Annotated in this window: 22 protein-coding genes; 16 read left to right on the forward strand and 6 right to left on the reverse strand. The window is 61.0% G+C overall.

Features of this window, described 5'->3' with window-relative positions:
* Window positions 1-87 precede the first annotated feature (87 nt).
* The gene (locus AC13RE_RS13430) at window positions 88-615 is read left to right on the forward strand and encodes a gluconokinase (protein WP_488563276.1); all 528 of its coding nucleotides are present in this window, start codon (window positions 88-90) and stop codon (window positions 613-615) included.
* A gap of 60 nt (window positions 616-675) precedes the next feature.
* Here AC13RE_RS13430 and AC13RE_RS13435 read toward each other — a convergent pair whose 3' ends face one another.
* From AC13RE_RS13435 to AC13RE_RS13445, 3 genes are all read right to left on the reverse strand, one after another.
* The gene (locus tag AC13RE_RS13435; RefSeq protein ID WP_488563277.1) at window positions 676-1,923 is read right to left on the reverse strand and encodes an NAD(P)/FAD-dependent oxidoreductase; all 1,248 of its coding nucleotides are present in this window, start codon (window positions 1,921-1,923) and stop codon (window positions 676-678) included.
* A gap of 117 nt (window positions 1,924-2,040) precedes the next feature.
* Window positions 2,041-2,538, reverse strand: a complete 498-nt coding sequence (locus AC13RE_RS13440; protein ID WP_488563278.1) for an isoprenylcysteine carboxyl methyltransferase family protein — start codon at window positions 2,536-2,538, stop codon at window positions 2,041-2,043.
* Window positions 2,538-3,590 carry a type III polyketide synthase gene (locus AC13RE_RS13445; RefSeq protein WP_488563279.1) on the reverse strand — a complete coding sequence of 351 codons (1,053 nt, stop codon included), beginning with the start codon at window positions 3,588-3,590 and terminating at the stop codon, window positions 2,538-2,540. Before AC13RE_RS13445 ends, AC13RE_RS13440 begins: the two co-directional genes overlap by 1 nt.
* 196 nt (window positions 3,591-3,786) lie before the next feature.
* Between AC13RE_RS13445 and AC13RE_RS13450 the strand changes: the two genes are divergently transcribed.
* From AC13RE_RS13450 to AC13RE_RS13470, 5 genes are all read left to right on the forward strand, one after another.
* Window positions 3,787-4,329, forward strand: a complete 543-nt coding sequence (locus AC13RE_RS13450; RefSeq protein WP_132715887.1) for a tetratricopeptide repeat protein — start codon at window positions 3,787-3,789, stop codon at window positions 4,327-4,329.
* A gap of 62 nt (window positions 4,330-4,391) precedes the next feature.
* Window positions 4,392-5,036, forward strand: coding sequence for an RNA polymerase sigma factor (locus AC13RE_RS13455; protein WP_132716675.1), 645 nt, complete (start codon window positions 4,392-4,394; stop codon window positions 5,034-5,036).
* Window positions 5,029-5,832: an anti-sigma factor family protein gene (locus tag AC13RE_RS13460; RefSeq protein WP_488563280.1), complete on the forward strand. Its 804-nt coding sequence runs from the start codon at window positions 5,029-5,031 to the stop codon at window positions 5,830-5,832. Before AC13RE_RS13455 ends, AC13RE_RS13460 begins: the two co-directional genes overlap by 8 nt.
* A 146-nt stretch (window positions 5,833-5,978) precedes the next feature.
* Window positions 5,979-7,559: a Ppx/GppA phosphatase family protein gene (locus AC13RE_RS13465; RefSeq protein ID WP_488563281.1), complete on the forward strand. Its 1,581-nt coding sequence runs from the start codon at window positions 5,979-5,981 to the stop codon at window positions 7,557-7,559.
* The gene (locus tag AC13RE_RS13470; protein WP_112398726.1) at window positions 7,556-8,293 is read left to right on the forward strand and encodes an RlmE family RNA methyltransferase; all 738 of its coding nucleotides are present in this window, start codon (window positions 7,556-7,558) and stop codon (window positions 8,291-8,293) included. The genes AC13RE_RS13465 and AC13RE_RS13470 overlap by 4 nt, the downstream gene beginning before the upstream one ends.
* An 80-nt stretch (window positions 8,294-8,373) precedes the next feature.
* On the opposite strand, the gene AC13RE_RS13475 is transcribed toward AC13RE_RS13470, so the two are convergent.
* The gene (locus AC13RE_RS13475) at window positions 8,374-9,804 is read right to left on the reverse strand and encodes an MFS transporter (RefSeq protein WP_488563282.1); all 1,431 of its coding nucleotides are present in this window, start codon (window positions 9,802-9,804) and stop codon (window positions 8,374-8,376) included.
* Between the two features lie 344 nt (window positions 9,805-10,148).
* Between AC13RE_RS13475 and AC13RE_RS13480 the strand changes: the two genes are divergently transcribed.
* Window positions 10,149-11,021 carry an MBL fold metallo-hydrolase gene (locus AC13RE_RS13480; protein WP_488563283.1) on the forward strand — a complete coding sequence of 291 codons (873 nt, stop codon included), beginning with the start codon at window positions 10,149-10,151 and terminating at the stop codon, window positions 11,019-11,021.
* Window positions 11,022-11,194: 173 nt separating this feature from the next.
* Here the strand turns inward: AC13RE_RS13480 and AC13RE_RS13485 are convergent, their stop codons facing one another.
* A complete protein-coding gene (locus AC13RE_RS13485) occupies window positions 11,195-12,124 on the reverse strand; it encodes a LysR family transcriptional regulator (RefSeq protein WP_488563284.1) in 930 nt (309 codons plus the stop codon).
* Between the two features lie 52 nt (window positions 12,125-12,176).
* Here AC13RE_RS13485 and AC13RE_RS13490 point away from each other — a divergent pair, with 52 nt between their 5' ends.
* The 6 genes from AC13RE_RS13490 (at window position 12,177) to AC13RE_RS13515 (ending at window position 18,552) form a co-directional block, all read left to right on the forward strand.
* Window positions 12,177-13,700 carry an MFS transporter gene (locus AC13RE_RS13490; protein ID WP_488563285.1) on the forward strand — a complete coding sequence of 508 codons (1,524 nt, stop codon included), beginning with the start codon at window positions 12,177-12,179 and terminating at the stop codon, window positions 13,698-13,700.
* 346 nt (window positions 13,701-14,046) lie between these two features.
* Complete coding sequence (gene guaB, locus AC13RE_RS13495) at window positions 14,047-15,531, forward strand: IMP dehydrogenase (RefSeq protein ID WP_488485566.1); 1,485 nt, start codon at window positions 14,047-14,049, stop codon at window positions 15,529-15,531.
* Between the two features lie 125 nt (window positions 15,532-15,656).
* Window positions 15,657-16,229, forward strand: coding sequence for a hypothetical protein (locus AC13RE_RS13500; RefSeq protein WP_488563347.1), 573 nt, complete (start codon window positions 15,657-15,659; stop codon window positions 16,227-16,229).
* Window positions 16,230-16,271: 42 nt separating this feature from the next.
* The gene (locus AC13RE_RS13505) at window positions 16,272-16,694 is read left to right on the forward strand and encodes an MAPEG family protein (RefSeq protein ID WP_488563286.1); all 423 of its coding nucleotides are present in this window, start codon (window positions 16,272-16,274) and stop codon (window positions 16,692-16,694) included.
* 145 nt (window positions 16,695-16,839) lie between these two features.
* Window positions 16,840-17,721: a dienelactone hydrolase family protein gene (locus AC13RE_RS13510; RefSeq protein ID WP_132715894.1), complete on the forward strand. Its 882-nt coding sequence runs from the start codon at window positions 16,840-16,842 to the stop codon at window positions 17,719-17,721.
* Between the two features lie 198 nt (window positions 17,722-17,919).
* Window positions 17,920-18,552, forward strand: a complete 633-nt coding sequence (locus tag AC13RE_RS13515) for a TetR/AcrR family transcriptional regulator (RefSeq protein ID WP_488563287.1) — start codon at window positions 17,920-17,922, stop codon at window positions 18,550-18,552.
* Window positions 18,553-18,588: 36 nt separating this feature from the next.
* On the opposite strand, the gene AC13RE_RS13520 is transcribed toward AC13RE_RS13515, so the two are convergent.
* Window positions 18,589-19,542, reverse strand: coding sequence for a LysR substrate-binding domain-containing protein (locus tag AC13RE_RS13520; RefSeq protein WP_015338895.1), 954 nt, complete (start codon window positions 19,540-19,542; stop codon window positions 18,589-18,591).
* A 198-nt stretch (window positions 19,543-19,740) separates the two neighbouring features.
* On the opposite strand from AC13RE_RS13520, the gene AC13RE_RS13525 reads away from it, so the two are divergent.
* The 3 genes from AC13RE_RS13525 (at window position 19,741) to AC13RE_RS13535 (ending at window position 22,558) form a co-directional block, all read left to right on the forward strand.
* Complete coding sequence (locus tag AC13RE_RS13525) at window positions 19,741-20,040, forward strand: DUF1127 domain-containing protein (RefSeq protein WP_132715896.1); 300 nt, start codon at window positions 19,741-19,743, stop codon at window positions 20,038-20,040.
* A gap of 191 nt (window positions 20,041-20,231) precedes the next feature.
* Window positions 20,232-20,810 carry a dienelactone hydrolase family protein gene (locus AC13RE_RS13530; RefSeq protein WP_488563348.1) on the forward strand — a complete coding sequence of 193 codons (579 nt, stop codon included), beginning with the start codon at window positions 20,232-20,234 and terminating at the stop codon, window positions 20,808-20,810.
* 149 nt (window positions 20,811-20,959) lie between these two features.
* Window positions 20,960-22,558: an ABC-F family ATP-binding cassette domain-containing protein gene (locus tag AC13RE_RS13535; RefSeq protein ID WP_488563288.1), complete on the forward strand. Its 1,599-nt coding sequence runs from the start codon at window positions 20,960-20,962 to the stop codon at window positions 22,556-22,558.
* Window positions 22,559-22,560 lie beyond the last annotated feature (2 nt).

The following is a 22,560-nucleotide window of genomic DNA, read 5'->3' on the forward strand; positions in this document are numbered from 1 at the left end:
TAGGGTGAGGGGCCAGGCACCGAGATGCGTCAGTGGTAGCTTCTGTCTGACTATTCCTATCGGCCATGGTCCAAGGCAGAAAACAGCATGAATGAACAATCCAAAACCCCGCTTGCCATCATCGTCATGGGTGTGAGCGGCAGCGGTAAATCCTCGATCGGTGAGGGTGTGGCGGCCAAGCTCGGCATCCACTTCATCGAAGGCGATGCTCTCCATCCGGCAGCCAATGTCGAGAAGATGAGCAAGGGCATCCCGTTGACGGATGAGGATCGCTGGCCTTGGCTCGAAAAGATCGGCCAGGAAATATCGGCAAGTCTTGCGAAAGGCGAAGGCGTTGCCGTGACCTGCTCGGCGCTGAAGCGCGTCTATCGCGAGCGCTTGCGGGCCTCCGCCGGCGGTCACCTCTATTTCATCTATCTCGAAGGCTCCAAAGAGCTGCTGACGAAGCGCATGGGCGAGCGCAAGGGGCATTTCATGCCGACCTCACTGCTCGAAAGCCAATTGCAGACGCTGGAAGTGCCGACGGGCGAGCCCGGTGTCGTCACCGTCGACATCGACGCCACGATCGAGGAGATCGTCGATGCGTCTGTCAAAAGCCTCCGGGCAATCCTCTAAAGCAATTCCAGGAAAAGTGCGTAGCGGTTTTCCGTCCGGAATTGCGTGAGATAGAGCGGCTCAGGGTGCAAACCGGCCCGGAGCATAAGCCGAAATATCGATGAAGGGCTTCTCGCCGGTGATGAGTTCGGCAAGCACTCGGCCGGTCACAGGCCCGAGCGTCAGCCCGTGATGGGCATGCCCGAAGGCGAACCATAGGCCGTTATGGCGCGGCGCCTTACCGATGATCGGCATCATGTCGGGCGTGCAAGGCCGTGCTCCCATCCAGGGTTCCGGATCGAGCCGTTCGCCGAGCGGGAAGGTGGTGCGCGCGACAGCTTCGGCACGGTCGAGCTGGACCGGTGTCTTCGGAGCATCGCGCAGGGCGAATTCGGCGCCGGTCGTCAGCCGGATGCCCCGGCTCATCGGCGCCAGCAGATAGCCGCGCTCGGCATCCAGCGTCCAGTTGTTGAGGATGGCATCGCCCTCGGTGGCGTAATGCATGTGATAGCCGCGCTTGACTCCGAGCGGGAAGGCATAGCCGAAGCGTTTCGTGACGATATCGGCCCAGGGGCCGAGTGCGACGACGACATCCTCCGCCTCGATCGACCCTTCCGCCGTCACCATTCTCCAGGCCGAGCCGGCCATTCCGAGCGAGACGGCATCTCCCGTCGTCACACGCCCGCCAATGCTTTCGAAATATCGGCGATAGGCTGATGTCAGCCCGTGCGGGTCGAGCACCGACCAGGGGTCGCGCCAGCGAAGCGCGCCGGAAAAATGGCCTCTGAGATGCGGCTCCGCTGCCGCGATCTCCGCACCGCTCAGCGCGTCGTAGCCGATCCCGAATTCGCGGTTGAGTCGTTCGGCCTCGGCAAACTCGGCGTCGCGTTTCTCGTTCGAACGGAACAGCTCCACCCAGCCGTTCTTGCGAATGAGCTCTTCGGCATGCGAGGCTTCGATGAGATCGTTGTGCTCGCTGACGGAATGTTCGATCAGCGGCGCATAGGCACGCGAAATCATCTCGTGGCGCTTGGTATTGGAGTTCCACCAATAGCGGGCGAGAAAGGCGATCTGCGCGGGCAGAGCGCGCAGATGATAATGCGCGTCGATGCGATTGTTGAAGGCATAGCGCAGCAGCAGGCCGAATTGCTGCGGGAAGCCGTAGGGCACGACGCCCTCGCGCTGAATGAGGCCGGCATTGCCGAAGGAGGTTCCCTGGCCTGGTGGCTGGCGATCGACTAGGACGACTTGCCGTCCCCGCCGCTGCAGATGGATTGCCGTCGAAACGCCGACGATGCCCGCACCGAGAACGATTGCGTCCTTTGTCATTTTATCCTGCTATCCGCATGCCTATTGCATTGCCGCCCGGTCGTTCCGTATTGTCTGACCGCGCTCTAAGCATCGAAAATGCCTGCCAAATTTCGCCGGCGCAATTGAAAAATGCGGTCAGGCCGTACTCTGTTTCAGGCAGGCGTTTTCGGCGCGGATGCGGATCGCAAGAATGATGCCGTTGAGCAGCGAAAAGATCGCGGCGTAAAGCGGCATGCCGAAGGCAAGCGGCAAGACAGCGATCTCGCCGACGACGACGGCATAGTTCGGATGGCTGAGGAAGCGATAGGGGCCTTTGGTCACCAGAGCGGCGCCGGGCAAGATGATGATGCGCGTCGTCCAGCGTTCCCCAAGCGTCGCCAGCACCCAGAGGCGCATTGCCTGCAGCACCACGAACAGTACGAACCAGAAAGGATCGACCGGCCGGCCGATGGCTAAGAACCACAATCCGATCAGCCAGGCCGCATGCGTCGCCACCATGAAGGGATAGTGCTCCGCTGCATATTCCCGGGCTCCGCGGGCAAGGAGCGCTGCGGTGTTATGCCTTGCATAGACGAGCTCCGCCAGCCGCTGCAGCGTCACGAAAGTCAGAAGCGCGATCGATGGCCACAGCATCAGGCGACCCTCCTCAGGGTGATGCAGCTTGCCGAAAATCCCGGTCCCATGGCGAGCAGGGCAGAGCGCTCCGGCAAGCCGGTCGCAATCACCCGCTCCAGCACGAACAGTATCGTGGGCGAGGACATGTTGCCGTAGTCGCGGATCACCTCGCGTTCGATTTCGAGCGAACCCTCTTCAAGGCCGAGCGCGCTTTCGAGTGCCGCCAACACCTTGGCGCCGCCCGGATGGCAGATGAAGCGGTCGATATCGGAGATCAAAAGCCGGGATCGCTCCAGAATGCCGGCGACGGCGCTCTTGAGATGCGTCTCGGCAAAGACCGGCAGTGATTGTTCGAGGATGATCCCGAAGCCGGTGTCATCTATCTTCCAGCCCATGATGCCGAGGCTGTCGGGGAAAAGATGTTCGCCCGTCGATTCGATCTCCGCAATTCCGCTTTCGCCGGCCCGCAGCACGCAGGCTGCCGCTCCATCGCCGAACAGCGCGGTGGCAATGATGTTGGGCCGTGTCAGTTCGTCCAGCCGAAAGGCAAGGGAGCAGAGTTCGATCGAGATAAAAAGGACGACGGCGCCCGGCCGGCTTCGTGCCATCTTCGTCGCGACCGCAAGACCGGATACGCCGGCTGCACAGCCGAGCCCGAAGACCGGCACACGCTCGATATCGGTACGGAAGCCCATCAAGCCGGTCAGCCGCGCGTCGAGGCTCGGCGTCGCAAGTCCGGTGGATGAGACTGTAACAACGCAGTCGACATGCCGGGCCTCAAGACCAGCGCGTTGCAGGGCTGCTGTCGCCGTCCGGCAGAAAAGCTCAGAGGCCACCTCCGTATAGGCAGCCATACGGTCCTGCCAGCCATGCGGCTGTTCGAACCAGGACAGAGGCCGCGCCACATGGCGCTTGCGAATGCCCGCGCTCTCGAAAACGCGGGCGAGATATTTGAAATCTTGAAAGCGGCTCGAGAAGAGGCGGCTCGCCGTTTCGGCGGCGTCAGTCTGGAGGATGATGTTATCGGGCGTTGCGACGGCAAGGCTTAGAAGTTTGACGGTATCGGTCACGAGTTTCTCCTGCGCCCTTGAGGGGCCTGGGATGGAAACACGTGGCGAGGGTGGTCTATTCGATGCCGGGGCGGTCACAAAAGAGTGACGGCGTCCCGGCTTGGGATGCGCCGAAAAAATTTTGCGCATCGTCCGAATAAAAGATGCCGATGGTGTGTTCTCCCCTCGCAACGTTCATTTTGCAAGGAGACATTCCATGACGACCAAAGCAATTCGCCTGGCTTCCATCGCTCTCGGCGCAAGCCTGACCCTCGGCGCTTTCGCCATCCCGGTCTTTGCTGCCGGCGACGATTCCAGCACGACGCCGACCTGCAAGAAGGGCGAGATCTACGACCAGAAGACGAAGAAGTGCGTCAAGCAGCAGGGCGCCAACGTCACGGACGAAAACCGCGCGGATTATGCCTACTCGCTCGCCAAGAAGGATCATCGCTACGAGGAAGCCCTGGCTGTGCTCGACACGATGAAGAATCCGAATACGGCAGAAGCGCTGAACTATCGCGGCTACGCCACCCGTAAGCTCGGCCGTACCGACGAAGGCATCTCCTATTACCAGAAGGCCGTCGCCATGGACCCGAAGTATACGCTGGTTCGCGAGTATCTCGGCGAAGCCTATGTCATCAAGGGCCAGATGGACCTCGCCAAGGATCAGTTGAGCACGATCAAGACGCTCTGCGGCAATACGAGCTGTGAGGAATATCGCGATCTCCACGCCGCGATCATGAATCCGTCCAGCCTGTGATCGCAGGTCAGCGCCGGAGATAAAGACGAGAAGCAGGGAGCTTTGCGAGGGATATGGGAGTGATGCCAGTCGCTCGTGGCGCAATTTCTGCTTATAGTCTGACGGCAGCGGAGCCGCCAAAAAGATCGGCGGCTCCCGGACATGCGAAAGTGGCGGAGGATGTCATAGCGAGCGAAGAGGATATCAGGGCGGGCCTGTCCCAACATCTGACGCGGCTGTGGCGCTATGGCGTGGTGCTATCGCGTCAGCGTGACGTGGCCGACGATCTCGTGCAGGCGACCTGCGTCAGGGCTCTGGAGCGAGCGGCTCAGTTCACATCGGGTACGCGGCTCGATCGCTGGCTCTTTGCCATCCTGCATTCGATCTGGCTGAACGAGGTTCGCTCGCGCCGAGTGCGCATGGGGCAGGGCTTTGTCGATGCCGACGAGACGCTGGTTTTCGACGGTGCTCGGGAAACCGAAACGCATATTTTGGCCGGGCAGGTGTTGCAACGCGTTCAGGCCCTGCCGGAGGCGCAGCGCACTGCGGTGTTCCTGGCCTATGTCGAAGGGCTTTCCTATCGCGAGGTGGCTGACGTTCTTGATGTGCCGATCGGAACGGTCATGAGCCGGCTGGCGGCGGCGCGGGCGAAACTCGCCGAAGGCATGGGAATGGCGGCTGACGGAAAATCGTCCGGAGGTGAGCGACTGGGGAATGGAAATGAGTGAATTGCATAAAGGACAGATGCCCTCGGACGAGCAGCTTACCGCCTTCATCGATGGCGAGCTGAATGCCTCCGAGCGCGAGCGGATCGAACGATTGATCGCCGACGACGAGCGCGTGGCGGAACGATTCGATTTTCTGTCGCGCAGCACCTTGCCCTTCGCAGAGGCATTCCAGCCGATGCTTGCCGATGCTCCGGCTGCGAGGCTGGATGCCATGCTTGCCGGCATTCCCTCGAGAGAGGAGAGCAAAGTCCGCACTGCCGGCATCGGTCGCCGCGGTTTCCTTGCGGCCGTTGCCGCAAGCTTCGTCGCTGCCATTGCCGTCGACCGTGCCGTGATCGGCATCGGCCACCGGCTTTCGAAACCGGACGAAGATACGGAATGGCGTGCCGTAGTGGCGGAATATCTCTCGCTCTATACGACGGATACGCTGAGCGCGCCGGCTGGCGATCATGCGCAACAGGTTGCGCAATTGAATGAAGTCGGCGCCAAATTGAATCTGTCGCTGGCGCCCGAAGCCGTCGCCATGCCGGGTATCGCGTTCAAGCGTGCTCAGATCCTGAATTATGACAGCAAGCCACTGGCTCAGATCGCCTATCTCGATCCGGAAAGCGGTCCCATGGCGCTCTGCATCGTCCGATCCGCCAAGGGTGCGGCGGCGCCGGACATGGAAAATCGCAAGGGCATGAATGTCGTCTATTGGTCGAGCGCCACCCACGCGTTCATGCTGATCGGGCATGCGCCGATCGACCGGATGGAGCAACTTGCGGCTGATGTCAGGGCGCATCTGGTCGCCTGAGGGCTGTTTGGCGCGCGACTAAAATGGCGTGATTCAAAAAGAATTTGGCGAAAACCCATCCTGCTGGTATTCTTTGCCCAACGAAAATCGAACGAGCGCCAGCAGCATACCCTCAGGGGCCTTGCGCGGCGCGGTGGAAAAGATACGTGAGTGACCCCGACAGCGGCCTAGCGCCGCAGGCAGACGGGGCGTCGGCAGCAGAGCGCAGGAAGGGTAAATCCTCCCGGCGCGCGAAGCGTAAGCGCGGTCACGGCCGTCCGAACGCTCATTCTGCGGAGGCCGCCCAGGCAGGCAAGTCCAGCCAGGTGGTGCAACGCCCAGCAGAGGATGAGGCCGGCTTACCGGCCAAAAAGCGCAAGCGGCGGCGCCGTGCACGCGCAGCCCAAGGTGGCGCGCAGCCTGCTTCCCAGACACAGCAGCTTTCGGCATCGGCTGAGCATCGTGCCTCGCCGGATCATGGCCATCCGTCTTCGCATAAAAGCGGCAAGAACCGGCGCAAGCATCGCAGCAAGCGTGGCCTGCAGGGCCGGCCTCTGGTGCATGAGAAAGTGGCGCAGATCGTCGCTCCTGCCAATGCGCCTTCGAACGCGCATGCGTCAGTGGCCCATGACGAGCATCGCCAGATCAGGCAATCGCCGCCGCGCCGTGAAGGGCAGGGCCAACATCACCACTATGCCGACGCCGATTCCCGGCCACTCGACCTCTATGCGGCCCTTGACCTTGGCACCAACAATTGCCGCCTGCTGATCGCGCAGCCGACCCGCCCCGGCCAGTTCCGGGTGGTCGATGCATTTTCTCGCATCGTGCGCCTCGGTGAGGGGCTCGGTGCCAGCGGACGTCTGTCGAGCGATGCCATGGATCGGGCTGTGGAGGCGCTGCGCATCTGCGCGGCCAAGCTGAAGACACGCGAAATCCGGCGCATGCGGCTGATCGCGACCGAAGCCTGCCGCGCCGCCGACAATGGCGAGGCATTCCTTGCGCGCGTAACCGAAGAAACAGGACTCCAGCTCGAAATCATTGATCGCGAGACCGAGGCGCGGCTTGCCGTTTCCGGCTGCTCGTCGCTGGTGGGACCGGAGGCGCGCTCCGTCGTGCTGTTCGATATTGGCGGCGGCTCTTCCGAGATTGCCGTCATCCGTATCGGCGAGAATCGCTCAAGCCGGCTGGCCAATCACATCACCCATTGGACCTCGCTGCCCGTCGGTGTCGTCACGCTCTCCGAGCGGCATGGCGGTCGCGACGTGACGCCTGAACTGTTCGAGACGATGGTGTGCGAAGTTCAGCGCATGCTCGAGCGTTTCGATTGCCCGCCGGTGCATGGCGCCGCACGCGACAGCGGCGACTTCCACCTGATCGGAACTTCGGGCACGGTGACGACGCTCGCCGGCGTTCACCTCGATCTTCCGCGCTACGACCGGCGCAGGGTCGACGGCGTCTGGTTGTCGGATGACGAGGTGAGTGCGATGCAGGCGAAGCTCTTGTCCTGGGATTTTGCCGGCCGCGCCGCCAATCCCTGCATCGGGCCGGATCGCGCCGATCTCGTGCTGGCAGGCTGCGCCATTCTGGAGGCGATCCGCCGCCGTTGGCCGAGCCCGCGCATGCGCGTTGCCGATCGCGGCCTGCGCGAGGGATTGCTGACCGACATGATGGCAGACGATGGCGTTTGGCGGCGGGGCCGCTCGCGCCGGGGTCATCGACCGAGGGATATGAAGGGGCCGCAGACGTGACCAAGCCAACCATCGCCGGCAACCGCACGGGCCGCAAGCTCGGTCAGCGCGTCAAGAAAAAGAAGCTGAAGGCTTCGTCGCGCCAATGGCTGCAGCGCCATATCAACGATCCCTATGTGCAGCGCGCCCAGCTTGAAGGTTACCGCGCCCGCGCCGCGTTCAAGCTGCTGGAGATCGACGAGAAGCATCAGATCCTCAAGGGTGCTCGCCGCATCATCGATCTGGGTGCCGCTCCGGGCAGCTGGTCGCAGATCGCCGCCAAGGTGACCGATTCGACCGAGGAGGATATTCGCGTCGCCGCTATCGACTTCCTCGAAATGGCGCCGATCCCTGGCGTCAGCATCCTGCAGCTCGACTTTTTGGAGCCGGATGCGCCGCAGCGGCTGATCGATGCGGTCGGAGGTACGCCCGATCTGGTGCTGTCGGATATGGCCGCACCGACGACCGGTCATCACCGGACCGACCACCTGCGCACGATGCATCTTTGCGAAGTCGCAGCCCATTTCGCCGTCGAGGTGCTGGCCGAAGGCGGGCATTTCCTCGCCAAGACCTTCCAGGGCGGCACGGAGCGAGACCTGCTGACCTTCCTCAAGCAGAATTTCCGTCAGGTCGTCCATGTAAAGCCCGGCGCATCCAGAGCCGAGTCGGTGGAAATGTTCCTGCTGGCGAAAGGCTTCAAGGGCCGGAAGCCGGAAGGCGAGACGGAAGAAGAGCAATCCGCCGCCGACCGCTAAATCCGGCGACCCTCGATCGCTAAACTGACGAAACCCTCATAGCGCTGCCGTTTGGCTGAAGCGCAATGAGGGCTGGACCGTCACTTTACGACCGTCTGCTCCACCTGCGGCTGTACCGCTGCGACACGCTTGAGGCCAGCCTTGTGGCCGGAAACCATGGCGCCGGCGCTGCGATCCATGCGGATGAAGGGGATGGTGGCAACCACGGTCAGGATCGAAATGCAGAAGAACGCGATATGGAAATCGCGAACCTGCAGCTGCGTGCCGCTGAAGAAGGTCGAGGCTTCCAGGATCATGGCGGCGACGGCAACGCCGAGCGCCAGGCTGATTTGCTGCATGACCGAGCTCATCGATGTCGCCTGGCTCGCCTGCTTGTCGGTGATATCGGCAAAGGCGAGTGCATTGATGCCGGTGAAGAAGAACGAGCGCGAGAAGCCGCCGATCAGCAGGGTGCCGACAATGATGAGATGCGGCGTCCATGGCTGGAAAAGACCGGTGCAGATCGTCGTGACTGTCGTAACGGCAGCAGCCGAAAGCAGCGCCGTCTTGAAGCCGACGGCGGTAAAGACGCGGCGCGCGATGAACTTGGTAGAGATCGCACCGATCGCGCCGGCAAAGGTGATGAGGCCGGACTGGAACGGATTAAGGCCGAAGCCGAGCTGCAGCATCAGCGGCGTCAGGAACGGCATGGCGCCTATGCAGATGCGGAACAGTGTGCCGCCCGTCACCGAGGCGCGGAAGGTGGCGTTCTTCAGCAGCGTGAGATCGAGGATCGGCGCCGGGTGTCGGCGCGCATGGCCGACATAGAGGAAGCCGCAGACAAAGCCGATGACAACAGCCGAGATGCCGACATAGGGCGGCAGCGCCGGCAGGCTGATGACGGACATGCCGAAGACGACCCCGGAGGCGGCAAAGGACGTCAAAAGGAAACCGATGACATCGAGCTTCGGCGGCTTGGTCGCTTCCACCTCAGGCAGGAAGATTGACGCCAAGATCACGCCGAGGATGCCGACGGGAACGTTGATCAGGAAGATCCAGTGCCAGGAAGCATAGGTGGTGATGAAACCGCCGAGCGGCGGGCCGGCAAGCGGGCCGACGAGCGCCGGGATGGAAAGCAGCGCCATGGCCGAAACCAGGTCGCTTTTCTGCGTGGTGCGCACCAGCACAAGGCGCCCGACCGGAGTCATCATCGAGCCGCCGACGCCCTGCAGGAAGCGGGCGAAGACGAATTCCAGCAGGCCGCCCGAAAAGGCGCACATGATGGAACCGATGACGAAGACGCAGATGGCAACACGGAAGATGTTCTTCGCGCCGAAGCGATCCGCCATCCAGCCGCTGATCGGGATGAAGACGGCCAGCGACACCATGTAGGAGGTCAGGGCCAGCTTGAGCGTGATCGGGCCGACATGGAGATCGTTGGCGATGGCCGGCAGCGCTGTCGCGATGACGGTGGAATCCATCTGTTCCATGAAGAGTGCGACGGCGAGGATCAATGGAACGATGCGATTCATAGGCATCCGCCTTGATAGGTCTGTCTTGGTAAGGCTATCGCTGTTGGCGCGATCAGCCGCTCTGTAGTCCTATGCGAGGCCGCTGCCAATCCCGGATCTTGCTCCATGAATGCTTGGGGATCACGTCTTCGTGACGGCCGCCGTCGCTGGCGTGGAACACAGGGTTTGACATATGCTAAGAGCATGTAAATGCTAAACGCATAAAACATCGTTCGGTGTATTAGCGGATTCGGATCGTCTTGTCATGACCAATTTTCGGTCAAGCAGCATGTGTTCCAGGCCGTTGCTGCCGACGACGTCGATAGGCGCAGCTTACGTTGCGCATCAGCACAAGGAGTAAGTTCATGACTGCCGTCCTGCCCCCGGATACGCATCAGTTCAAATTGGGATCCTGCACCGTAACAGTCGTCAAGGACGGCGCCAGCATCATGGATAATCCCTGGGAGACCTTTGGCTCGAACCAGGCCCCCGATACGGTTCGCAAATTGCTGGAGCAGAATTTCCTGCCGACGGAAAAGCTCGTGAACAGCTATGCGCCCGCCATCATCGATACCGGTTCCGACGTGATCGTCGTCGATACCGGCTTTGGTGCAGCCGGACGCGCGCGTGGCCTCGGCCGTTTTCGCGAGGGGCTGAAGGCCGTCGGCTACACGCCGGAGCAGGTCACCGTCGTCGCGCTCACGCATCTGCATGGCGATCATATCAACGGACTGATGGAGGAGGGCGGCCCGGCCTTTCCTAATGCTCGCTATGTCAGCGGCGAGATCGAGTATGGGTTCTGGACCGATAAGGCGCGCGAGGGAACGCCGGCGGAAGGCGGTCACAAGGCCGTGCTCGCCAATGTCGCGCCCTTCGCCGAGAAGATGACCTTCTTGAAGGATGGTGACCAGATCGTCAGCGGCATGACCGCCATGCTGGCGCCGGGCCACACCCCCGGCCATCTCGTTTTCCACCTGGAATCCGGCGGCAGGCAGCTTGTTATGACCGGCGACACCGCCAACCATTATGTCCTGTCGCTCGGTCGTCCGGACTGGGACGTGCGTTTCGATCTGGACAAGCCGCAGGCTGCCAAGACCCGCCGCCGCATCTTCGACATGATCGCCGCCGACCGCATCCCCTTCCTCGGCTTCCACATGCCTTTCCCCGCCGTCGGCTTCGTCGAAAAGCAGCCGGAAGGTTTTCGCTATGTGCCGAAGTCCTACCAGTTCGATGTTTAGCGCGAGCTGGGGAAGATTACGGCCTATTTTCAAAGTAAGATCACAAGGCTGATCGGCAACGAATATGCGGATAGTTTCTGTCGTGAAAGTCGGTAGCGCAAATCGGGTTTTCGAGAGCAGGCTTGCGACAGAATTGTTCCTGACGTCTCACTATTGGTAGCTTGTCGCTGACTTTAGGAGTTTGGCGACAGCATCACCGCTGCTTGGAAAGCATCTGGTCGTGCTGCGAGATGCTTGGCCACGAAATCCACAAAGGCCCGGACCTTCGGGGACAATTGGCGATTGGACGGCCAGACGAGCGACAATGAGCCAAACGCGACCATGTATGAGGTCAGTACGGGAACAAGCGACCCTGCGCGGATGTATGCCGCCGCGACATAGATCGGCAGGTGGGCGATCCCCAAGCCGTCCAATGCTGCCCGCAAGCTCGCGTCTGTATTGTTGAAGATCAGGCTCCTCGGCAAGGTCAGCTTTTCGTTTGAAGGAGCAAAGGCCCAGGGTGCCAGCCGGCCGCTCGTTGGATATTTAAAATGGATGCACGCATGTAGGGCGAGGTCGGCCGGCGTCGTCGGAAGAATGTGGCGATCGAAATAGGCAGGGCTTCCACAAACAGCGAAATGCTGCTCCCCGAGGTGTCGGGCAATCAGACGGGTATCGGCGAGTTCGCCGCTGCGAACGGCGACATCCACTCCTTCCGTCACCAGATCGGTGACGTGGTCTTCAAAGTCGATTTCCAGCTCGATCTCGGGATATCGTGCGACAAAGGTCGGCAGCATGGGCATCAAGAGGTGATGACCGACGATATGCGGGACGCTGATGCGCAGGCGCCCCCTCGGGCGCATCCGGCTTTCTATAAGGCTGGCCTCCGCATCTTCGAGATCGTCGATGATACGCTTGCAGCGCTCATAGAACGCTGAACCTTCCTCAGTCAGGCTGATGTTGCGCGTTGTCCTGTTGAACAACCGGACGCCAAGCCTGGCTTCGAGGCGTGCGATGGCCTTGCCGATGGCCGATGGCGACAGGCCGGCGACGCGAGCCGCCGCCACATAGCTGCGTTGCTCGGCTGCGTGAACGAAGGCGGCAAGACTACTGAAGCTATCCATAGCGATACCAATTGAAGACTTATTGTCCTTAATGAAAGTCCATTTCCCATAATTGATCAATATTCAAGACTGGATATCGTTTCTCCCACGGGAAGCCCAACCCCACCCTGCTTCCCTTCAGTCGGAGATACAAATGAAGTTGGTTAGGAAAGAGCCTCGCTGGGCAGGGGCCAATTCATCGCTCGCAGTGTTACTGACCGGAAATTTCGTCACCATCCTCGATCTTTTCATCGTCAACGTCGCGCTCCCGAATATTCAACGGGACTTGCACGCCTCGAACGCCGAGTTGCAGATGATCATGGTGGCTTATAGCGTCTCCTATGGCGCAATGCTGCTCAATGGCGCCCGGTTGGGCGATCTCTACGGCCGGCGGCGGATGTTTCTCTCTGGCATGGCCATCTTTGCGGTCGCATCTTTGCTGTGTGGCCTCGCTTCGTCGCCCTGGAGCCTGATTGCTTCGCGAGCACTGCAGGGGATCGGCGCGGCGCTGCTCATGCCGCAGATCTACGCGTCGCTGCGATTGCTGTTCGATGGGGATCAGCGTCGCCGGGCGTTTGGGGTGATGGGAGGGGTACAGGGCGCGGCCGGTGCCGCCTCGCAAGTGCTCGGCGGTGGCTTGATGGCGCTCGATATCGGCGATCTCGGCTGGCGCCTGATCTTCTTCGTCAATCTACCGGTTGCCGCCTACGCCATCATTGCCGGGAAGTGGTTCATCGTTGAAACCAGAGAAACCGCATCGGCGAGGCTCGATGTTGTCGGAGCATTCCTGGGGGCTTCCGCTCTCACGGCAATCCTCCTGCCAGCGATGATGGGGCGAGAGCAGCATTGGCCGTGGTGGACGATCATCGGCCTCTTGTCATCCGTGCCCTTGTTCGCCGCCTTCATCGCCTATGAAAACCGCCTGACGCGGCGAGGCGGTGTCCCGATTGTTGATCCCCTGCTGTTCAAGAACGGCGGCTTCGCCTTCGGTATGCTGGCGTCGTTCCTGTTTTTCTCTGCGATCAGTTCCTTCTCGCTGTCGCTGACGATCTTTTTACAGGTCGGCCTCGGCAGGACCCCTTTGCAGGCGGCGATGCTGTTTCTCCCCTCCACGATCGCTTTCTTCGCGGGTTCCCTGGTTTCGGCCTTCTTGGCGAAGCGGATGGAGCATCAGGCGCCAATCTTCGGCATGGGCATCTTCAGCTTGGGCTTGCTAATCGCGGTTGCTGACGGCTTTCTCGGCGGAGAGACGTCGACCTTGACTATCTCGGTGATACTGCAAGGATTTGGGCAGGGAATTGTCATTCCGCTTTTGCTCAATATGGTTCTGAGCACCATTGCCGATTCGGAAGTCGGGATGGCGTCCGGCGTCTTCAGCACCATTCAGGCGGCAGGTTCGGCCTTCGGCCTGACGATTGTCGGCATCATCTTGTTCGGCGTCATTGACGACAGCGGTGTGCAAGCAAACTCTATAGTCCCGGCCGCCGGCGGCTATGGGGCGGCATTCGCAGTCGCGACGCTCTATAATTTGGCTGCCGTCACTCTAAGCCTTGTTCTCTTCCATACGTTACGTGGGCGAAGGAGATCATACGCATAGATCAAGGGTTTACGCAGTTTCGAAAACTCCGGTCAAAGCGTCCGTCTTGCATCTGATCTTTCTACTGTTTGCGAAACGGGCGTTTCCGGCGGGCTGCCTCTCGCACACCTTGTATGGAAATCTTTTCAAAGTTCCAGCATGTCACAATGGGACGCCGTGAATGGCTTCGATCCTGACGCTGCAACCGAAGACAGGGTTTGGCATAGCTGCCCATCGCTTTTTGCTATTCCCTTCCTGTCATAGACGTGTTACCAGCCCTCGCCAACTTCCAAGCAACACTTGCAAGATCGCCCGGTAGACGATTCGTTCCGGGCTTTCCTGTTTTTCACAGACGAAGGAATTGGCCATGGCACGCATCATTGAAACGTCAACCGGGTTGGATGCTCTGACATTCGACGACGTGCTCCTGCAGCCGGGACACTCCGAGGTCATGCCGGGCCAGACGAATATCGCCACCCGCATCGCCCAGGACATCGAGCTCAATCTCCCGATCCTCTCCGCCGCCATGGACACTGTGACGGAAAGCCGCCTTGCGATCGCCATGGCTCAGGCCGGCGGCATGGGCGTTATCCACCGTAATCTGACACCGGTGCAGCAGGCCGAAGAGGTTCGCCAGGTCAAGAAGTTCGAAAGCGGCATGGTGGTCAATCCGGTCACCATCGGTCCGGACGCCACACTTGCCGAAGCGCTTAGCCTGATGAAGGCGCATGGCATTTCCGGCATCCCGGTCGTCGAAAAGTCGCACCGCCTCGTCGGCATCCTCACCAACCGCGACGTCCGCTTCGCCTCCGATCCCGAGCAGAAGATCTACGAGTTGATGACCCGCGAGAATCTCGTGACGGTCAAGGACGGTGTTCAGCAGCATGAAGCCAAGCGCCTGCTGCACACGCACCGCATCGAAAAGCTACTTGTCGTCGATGGCGACAGCCGTCTCGTCGGCCTGATCACCGTCAAGGATATCGAGAAGTCGCAGCTGAACCCGCATGCTTCGAAGGATGCCCAGGGTCGCCTTCGCGCCGCCGCCGCCATCAGCGTCGGCGACGATGGCTATGAGCGGGCCGAGCGCCTGATTGACGCCGGCGTCGACCTTCTGGTCGTCGATACCGCCCATGGTCACTCGCAGCGCGTTCTCGATGCCGTCACCCGCGTCAAGAAGCTGTCCAACTCCGTCCGCATCATGGCCGGCAATGTCGCCACCTATGACGGCACCCGCGCGCTGATCGATGCAGGTGCGGATGCCGTCAAGGTCGGTATCGGCCCCGGCTCCATCTGCACGACCCGTATCGTCGCCGGCGTCGGCGTGCCGCAGCTGGCCGCCATCATGTCGGCTGTGCAGGCAGCGCAGGATCAGAACATCCCTGTCATCGCCGATGGCGGCATCAAGTTCTCCGGCGACCTTGCAAAGGCGATCGCCGCCGGCGCATCCGCCGCCATGATCGGTTCGCTGCTCGCCGGCACGGATGAAAGCCCGGGCGAGGTCTATCTCTACCAGGGCCGCTCCTTCAAGGCCTATCGCGGCATGGGCTCCGTCGGGGCCATGGCGCGCGGTTCGGCGGACCGTTACTTCCAAGCCGAGGTCCGCGACACACTGAAGCTTGTGCCGGAAGGCATCGAAGGCCAGGTTCCCTATAAGGGGCCTGTCTCTGGCGTGCTGCATCAGCTCGCAGGCGGCCTCAAGGCAGCCATGGGCTATGTCGGCGGCGCCGATCTCAAGGATTTCCAGGAGCGCGCCACCTTCGTGCGCATCTCCGGCGCGGGCTTGCGCGAAAGCCATGCCCATGACGTGACGATCACCCGCGAAAGCCCGAATTATCCGGGCGCAGGCGGCTGATCGATGACAGATCGCGCTTTAGACAACGCCAGGTCCTTACTGCATAATTCCTTAAATCGTGATCGATTTAAGGACAAAATTATGCAGCAGATTAAAGGTGCTACAGCGACCTTTGCGTGTCACATATGACACGCGGCGCTGTAGAGGGCCTGGCGGCGATCTTTGCGGCTCTTTCCCTCGCATTTTTTGCCTGGATTCAGGCTGGCTTCGTCAGGGCATTCAGCAATGCCGCAGCCGGCCAGCAGATGCTCGATGCACGCATCGGCGGCTATGAGCGCGAAGACGTCGTCGCCATGCTGCGCTATCTCAAGGACCACCCCGATCCGGCCGCGATCCTGCATTCGATGTATCTCGGGCCTGAGCTGATCTTCCCGCTGGTGCTGGGCGGATTGTTGTTCTGCCTGATGCGGCTGGTCGGCCCCGGCGGCTTTTTCTTCGGCCGGCCGATTCCACCTGGCGCGACCGCTGTCATTTTCTGCCTGCCGATCTTCTACACGCTTGTCGATTATGCCGAGAATATCGCCGGCCTGATGCTCTATCCGCCGGCAACGCCCTCCGATGCCACGATATCGCTGCTGGCGGGCCTGCTGCCGATCATCGTGCGGCTGAAATTCCTGACGCTGGTTGTGACGGTTATTCTACTGGCCCGTTTTGCGATTTTTCGCTACCTCTCGCCGGACGGCACGCGGCCGTCCTGATTGTCCCTATCGGCTTTCGGAAGTTCCAAAGGAGTTGGCGGCGTGACTGGCTATGAAATGTTCTGGCCCATGATGGCGCATGCGGTACTGGTCTTCATCCTCTATGCGCTCCTCGGATGGCGCCGCCGCGTGCTGGTGAAAGCCGGCCGCATCGAGCCAGCGCAATTCCGCGAAAACCATACAGCCGACGAACCGGCGGAAAGCCTGGTGGTGCGAAACAGCCTCGCCAATCAGTTCGAGCTGCCCTTGCTCTTCCATGTCGGCTGTATCGTCCTCTACACCGCTCAAGCGGACAATCTGCCGGCCGTAATCCTCGCCTGGATTTTCGTCGCCACGCGCTACGCGCATGCCTTCGTGCATGTGACCAGCAACGATCTGCGCTATCGCAGCCCGCTCTTCACTCTCGGCTTTGCAGCCCTGGTCTGCATGTGGGGCTGGCTTGGCATCTGGCTCGCCTTCTCCTGAGGCTGCCTGCATTCCGCAAGCCGCAACCTGCGGTAACGTGTTTGTGTTTTTCCTTTGCCATTGCGCTGAGACCCACTGACCTATCTTGTCAGCGGGTGGCCAGTCGTTTGTTGCCTGCTGCCGGGGAAACAGGGAGAAGAGGATTATGAGCACGGAAAAGCCGGTCGTGACGCAGGCGATGATCAACGCCTATGACGAATACACGCATCTGACGCTCGATCGTCGGGGCTTCATGGAAAAGCTTACCAAGCTCGCAGGTTCGGCCGGTGCCGCCGCTGCCATCGCGCCGCTGCTCGCCGCCAACAAGGCAAGCGCCGAGATCATTGCCGCCGATGACAGCAGGCTGGACGCAAGGGATGTGACGTTCGCCGGCAGCAAAGGCGAGATGAAGGGCTATCTCGTCCGCCCGAAGGACGCGGCCGGCAAGCTTGGCGGAGTCATCGTCATCCACGAGAATCGCGGCCTCAATCCGCATATCCGCGATGTCGCCCGCCGCATGGCGCTGGAAGGCTTCGTGGTGCTGGCGCCCGACTTCCTCTCCCCGCTCGGCGGCACGCCCGAGGATGAGGACAAGGCGCGCGACATGTTCACCAATCTCGATCCGGCATTGACGGCCGCTAACGCCGAGGCGAGCCTGACCTATCTCGCCAAGACGGATGGCGCCAACGGCAAGGTCGGCGCGGTCGGCTTCTGCTGGGGCGGCGGCCTCGTCAACCGTTTCGCGACCATATCGCCGGAGCTGAAGGCGGGCGTTGCCTATTATGGTGTGCAGCCGCCGGCGGACGACGTGCCTGACATCAAGGCTGCCCTCTTGTTGCACTATGCCGGGTTGGACGATCGCATCAACGCCGGCATCGAGGCCTATCGCAAGGAGCTGCAGTCAGCCGGCAAGACCTTCGAGATCTTCGTCTATGAAGGCGTCAATCATGCCTTCAACAACGATACCTCGGCTGCGCGCTACGACAAGAAGGCGGCCGATCTTGCCTGGGGCAGAACCATCGATTTCCTGAGGAAATACCTGTCCTAGAACGGCACAGGTTCAGGAGGCGGGCTTACCGACTATGAGGGCCGAAACCATGTTTTGGCCCTCGTTCCGGAGTTCGCGCCGGCTCCTAAGTGATGATTAAAATTGGACTTTTCCCGTTTACGCGCATTGAACCCACTAAGTGTCATAGCGTCGAGCGCACTGGCGCGCCGTTCAGTGTGAGAATGAAACGGGAAGAGCATGAATCCGGATAATCCCGACCGCATTACGCTCCGAAAGAGGCCACAGCAGGAGCGAAGCATCCAGCGTGTCGATGCCATCCTGTCGGTTGCGGCCGCGCTGATCGCCGAGAAGGGGGTGAGCGCAATGAAGATGACCGAGCTGGCTACGGTTGCCGCAATCCCGATCGGCTCCGTCTATCAGTATTTTCCGGACAAGGCGGCGATCGTCCGCGCCTTGCTCGAGCGGCATTCCAGCCGCATCCGGCAAAAGGTTGGAGAGGCTTTTGCCTTTGTGGCATCGCTCGATCATGCTATCGAGCTCGTCTGCACCATGATCGACTGGTATTATCGCGAGTTTCGCGGCGATCCCGCCTATATCGGCGTCTGGCTCGGCACGGATATCGACAGGGATATCCTCCAGCTCAACATACAGCACAGCAATCGTGTCGCCGAAATTTTTCTGGAGAGCATCCGGCCTTTCCTGCCCGCTGAAAGTCGCATCGACCTTGAAGCACGCACGCAACTGTTCAGCCATCTGATCGGCGCATCCATCCGCTTCGCCATCGTGAGCGAGGACGAGATGGCGCTACGTATGCTGTATGAATTGAAGCAGGTGATCCGCGTTACCTTGCTGGCAGAGCCGGCGCAGTAACGATTCCCGAAGGCGATTGGCAGGTGATCCCCGAGCTCACCAGCCCGGCAGAATGTGCCCGGCGCGCAGTCGCGGATAGAAGCGCGTATAGGTTTTTACCTCGCCATCGAGATCGTCATCCACCGCAGCCGGCGTGATGTTGTCCAGGCAGGCCGAGATATGGGCGGTGATGGCGTTCATCAGCGATACGGATAGGCCGGCCCGCTTCATGATGCCGATCTGCACCGGCGGCAGCGGCGGGAAGCCATCGGCCTGGGTCAGCACCTTCATGCCGGTCCTGAGCGCTGATTCCGGCATGACCGAAACTGCCATGCCCGCGAGCACGGCCGCGGCAACGACGGTGCAGGACCAGCTGGTGAACAGGATCTGATAGTCGCGGCCGCCGGCATCGAGAGCCGAACAGGCGAGTTGGCGCCACTGACAGTCGCGCCGGCCGACAGCGAGCGGAATGGGCGCATCGTCGCGCAGCGGATGATTGGCCGAGCCGACCCAGCAGAGCGGCTCCGTTCGCACGACATCTGACATGCGTTCACGCGGATTGTGGGTGACGAGCGCAATATCGAGCTCGCCGCGATGCATGCGCTCGGCGAGATCGACCGAGGGTTCGCAGACGATGTAGAGCTCGACATTCGGGTGCGTCTTGGCGAAGCGGCCGATGATTTCGGGCATGTAGCGGTCGGCATAATCGTCCGGCGTGCCGATGCGCAGCGTGCCCTCGAGCCGATTGTCGTCGAAAGCCGCCATCGCCTCATTGTTCAGGCGAATGATACGGCGCGCATAGTTCAGCAGCTTGTCGCCTTCCGCCGTCAGGCGGTTGCCGCGGCCATCCTTGATAAAGAGTTGCTTGCCGACGCGCTCTTCCAGCCGCCGCATCTGCATGGAGACGGCCGATTGCGTCTTGAACACGCGGTCGGCTGCCTTGGTGAAGCTTCCCGAATCCACGATTGCGATGAAGGTCTGCAACTGATCGATATCAAGCGGCGCGGACATGGGTTCACCTATAAAGGAGTTTGATAGTTATCATTAGAAACATTCGTTGGACTGATCAATAGGGCTTTGGCATCTTGAATGCAATTCAGCATACCAATCGAACAGAAACACCTGTCGAACTCCTCCCGGCCTACGCCCCTTTTCCGGATCATCGGAAAGGGGCTGGGCTCGCGTGTGCCCAAAGAAAGGAACACGGAAATGCGCACGACAGATCGGACCCTTAACCTCGGCCTAGCAACGCCATCGCTGTCGCTGACGGCACGCGTGGGGCTTGCTTTGAGCAATGTCGCATCGATCTGGCGCGCAATCCGAAATCGTAACGAAATCGAATATCTGAATGAGCTGAACGACACTCAGTTGAGCGACATCGGCCTCACCAGGCAGGATTTGAACGCCGCGCTGACCACCTCGACCTTCTTCGGGGATCCGTCCGGCCATCTCACCAATTCCGCGCGTCGCTGCGCGCGCCTCTCCGCCTTCAGCAGCTTTAGAGGCTGATCGCGGACATAGTTTCCCCGCAGGGTGATAGCCAATAAGCCCTGCCTCTTTCCCGGTGTTCGGCCCAAGGGCCAACACCGGGTTTTTTCTTTCTGAAGACCGGGTTTTCGTCATGGATCACGCGCGGGCAAGTTGCCTCCTGCAGCAACTGTCTTATCTAACGACCTGATCCGAACACCAGGGAAGCGATGATGGCAACGGTGATCTTCTTCCACTCCGTCTATGGTCTGCGCTCGCTCGAGCATGAGGCGGTCGAACGGGTGCAGGCGGCCGGGCACAAGGCTTTCGCGCCGGATCTCTATGATGGGCTGATCGCCCGATCGATCGAAGAAGGGTTCGAATTCAAGGACGAGATTGGCTGGGAAACGATCTGCGAGCGCGCCGAATGGGCGTTGGCCGGTCTGCCGGCCTCGACCGTATTGGCCGGCTTTTCAATGGGGGCCGGCGTTATCTCCAGCCTCTGGCCGAAGCGGGAAAAGACGGCCGGCATCCTTTTACTGCATGGCGTCGCTCCGATCGCTGAGAACGCGCGCAAGGGTCTGCCCTTGCAGCTGCATCTGGCCGAACCGGACCCGTTCGAACCGGAGGAAGATGTTGCCGCCTGGCGGCAGGCCGTCGAGCGCTCCGGAACCGCTGCAGAGATTTTTCGATATCCGGGCGGCGGCCATCTCTACACCGATGCCAGTCTGCCCGATTATGACGCCAGGGCCGCCGATCTTACCTGGAAGCGGGTCATCGACTTCCTTGACGCCATCGATGCCAACGCGTGAAATGCTTGCATCTTCACTCGCAGGACTTGAACTGAAGATACTGCTCGCCTAATTTATGAGCATCGTTGATACCAATAGGATGTGTGCAGCAATGGATTCCACCTCGACCGCAATGCCGTTCAGCCTTGCCATCGAGGACATTCTTGCTCATGCCCATATCCATCGTTCTATCCAATCTTTCGTGGTCCACGCCTGACGGCCGGCTGCTTCTTTCCAATCTCGATCTGAGCTTCGGCGCCGAGCGCACCGGCCTTGTCGGACGCAACGGCGTCGGCAAAACGACGCTGATCAAGCTCATCTCCGGCGAGCTGCAGCCGCAATCCGGCAGCATCTCGTTCAACGGCCGATTGGGGGTCCTGCGCCAGAGCGTGCAGGTGGAGGCGGACGAAACCGTTGCCGATCTTTTTGGCGCAAGCAAAGCCCTTGCCGTCCTGAAGCGGGCGGAGGCCGGCGAGGCGACCAATGATGAACTCGCTTCAGCGGACTGGACGCTCGAGTCGCGCATCGCCACGGCCCTTGATCGCGTCGGGCTCGACGTCACCCCGGAAACGCGTCTCGTGACACTGTCGGGAGGACAGCGCACCCGTTGTGGTCTTGCTGCCCTCATTGTCGATGATCCCGATTTCCTCATTCTCGACGAACCCACCAACAATCTCGATCGTGACGGTCGCGCCGCTGTCATCGATCTGCTTGCGGGCTGGAGGGCAGGCGCCATCGTCATCAGCCATGACCGCGAGCTGCTCGACACCATGGATGCGATCGTCGAACTGACCTCGCTCGGCGCCTCGCGCTATGGCGGCAACTGGAGCCAATATCGCGAACGCAAGGCGCTAGAGCTTTCCGCGGCCGAGCACGATTTCGCCGAGGCGGAGAAGCGTGTCGCCGAAGTGGAACGAAGCGCACAGGCCGCCGTCGAGCGGCAGGCGAGGCGGGACAAAGCCGGCCGGAAGATGGCGGCCAAGGGCGGTATTCCGCGCATCATGCTCGGCGGTTTGAAGGAGCGGGCCGAAATGACGAGCGCCGAAAAGACGCGGCTTGCCGAACGGCGTCGTGGCCAGGCCTTAGAGGATGCCGCCGCCGCTCGCGAGAAGATCGAGATCCTGCAGCCCCTGACCGTGAAGCTGCCGACATCGGGATTGCCGGCAAACAAGATCATCCTCAAGATGGAAGGCGTCACCGCTGGCTACGAGCCAGAACGGCCAATCTTGCGCGACTTCAATTTCATCATGACGGGGCCGGAGCGCGTTGCCGTCACCGGGCCGAACGGCTCAGGCAAGACGACACTGCTGGCGCTGGTCTCCGGCACGCTAAAACCTTGGAGCGGCACGGTGCGGGTCCTCCATTCCGCCCTGCTGGATCAGCGAGTGAGCCTGCTTGATCCATCGCTGTCAATTCGCGACAATTTCCGGCGGATCAATCCGGAGGCTGACGAAAATGCCTGCCGAGCCGCCCTGGCGCGCTTCATGTTTCGGGCTGATGCCGCGCTACAGATTGTCTCCAGCCTGAGCGGCGGCCAGCTTTTGCGGGCTGGACTTGCTTGTGTCCTCGGCGGCGCGGTGCCGCCTTCGTTGCTGATCCTCGATGAACCGACCAACCATCTGGATATCGACTCCATCGCCGCGGTTGAAGCCGGGCTGCGGGCCTATGACGGCGCGCTACTGGTTGTCAGCCACGACGAGGTGTTTCTCAACGATATCGGTATCGAGAGACGGCTCGAGCTCTCTGCCCGAGCCGTCTCAGATCTGTGAGG

The organism is Martinezella sp. CNPSo 3959 (assembly GCF_057784355.1).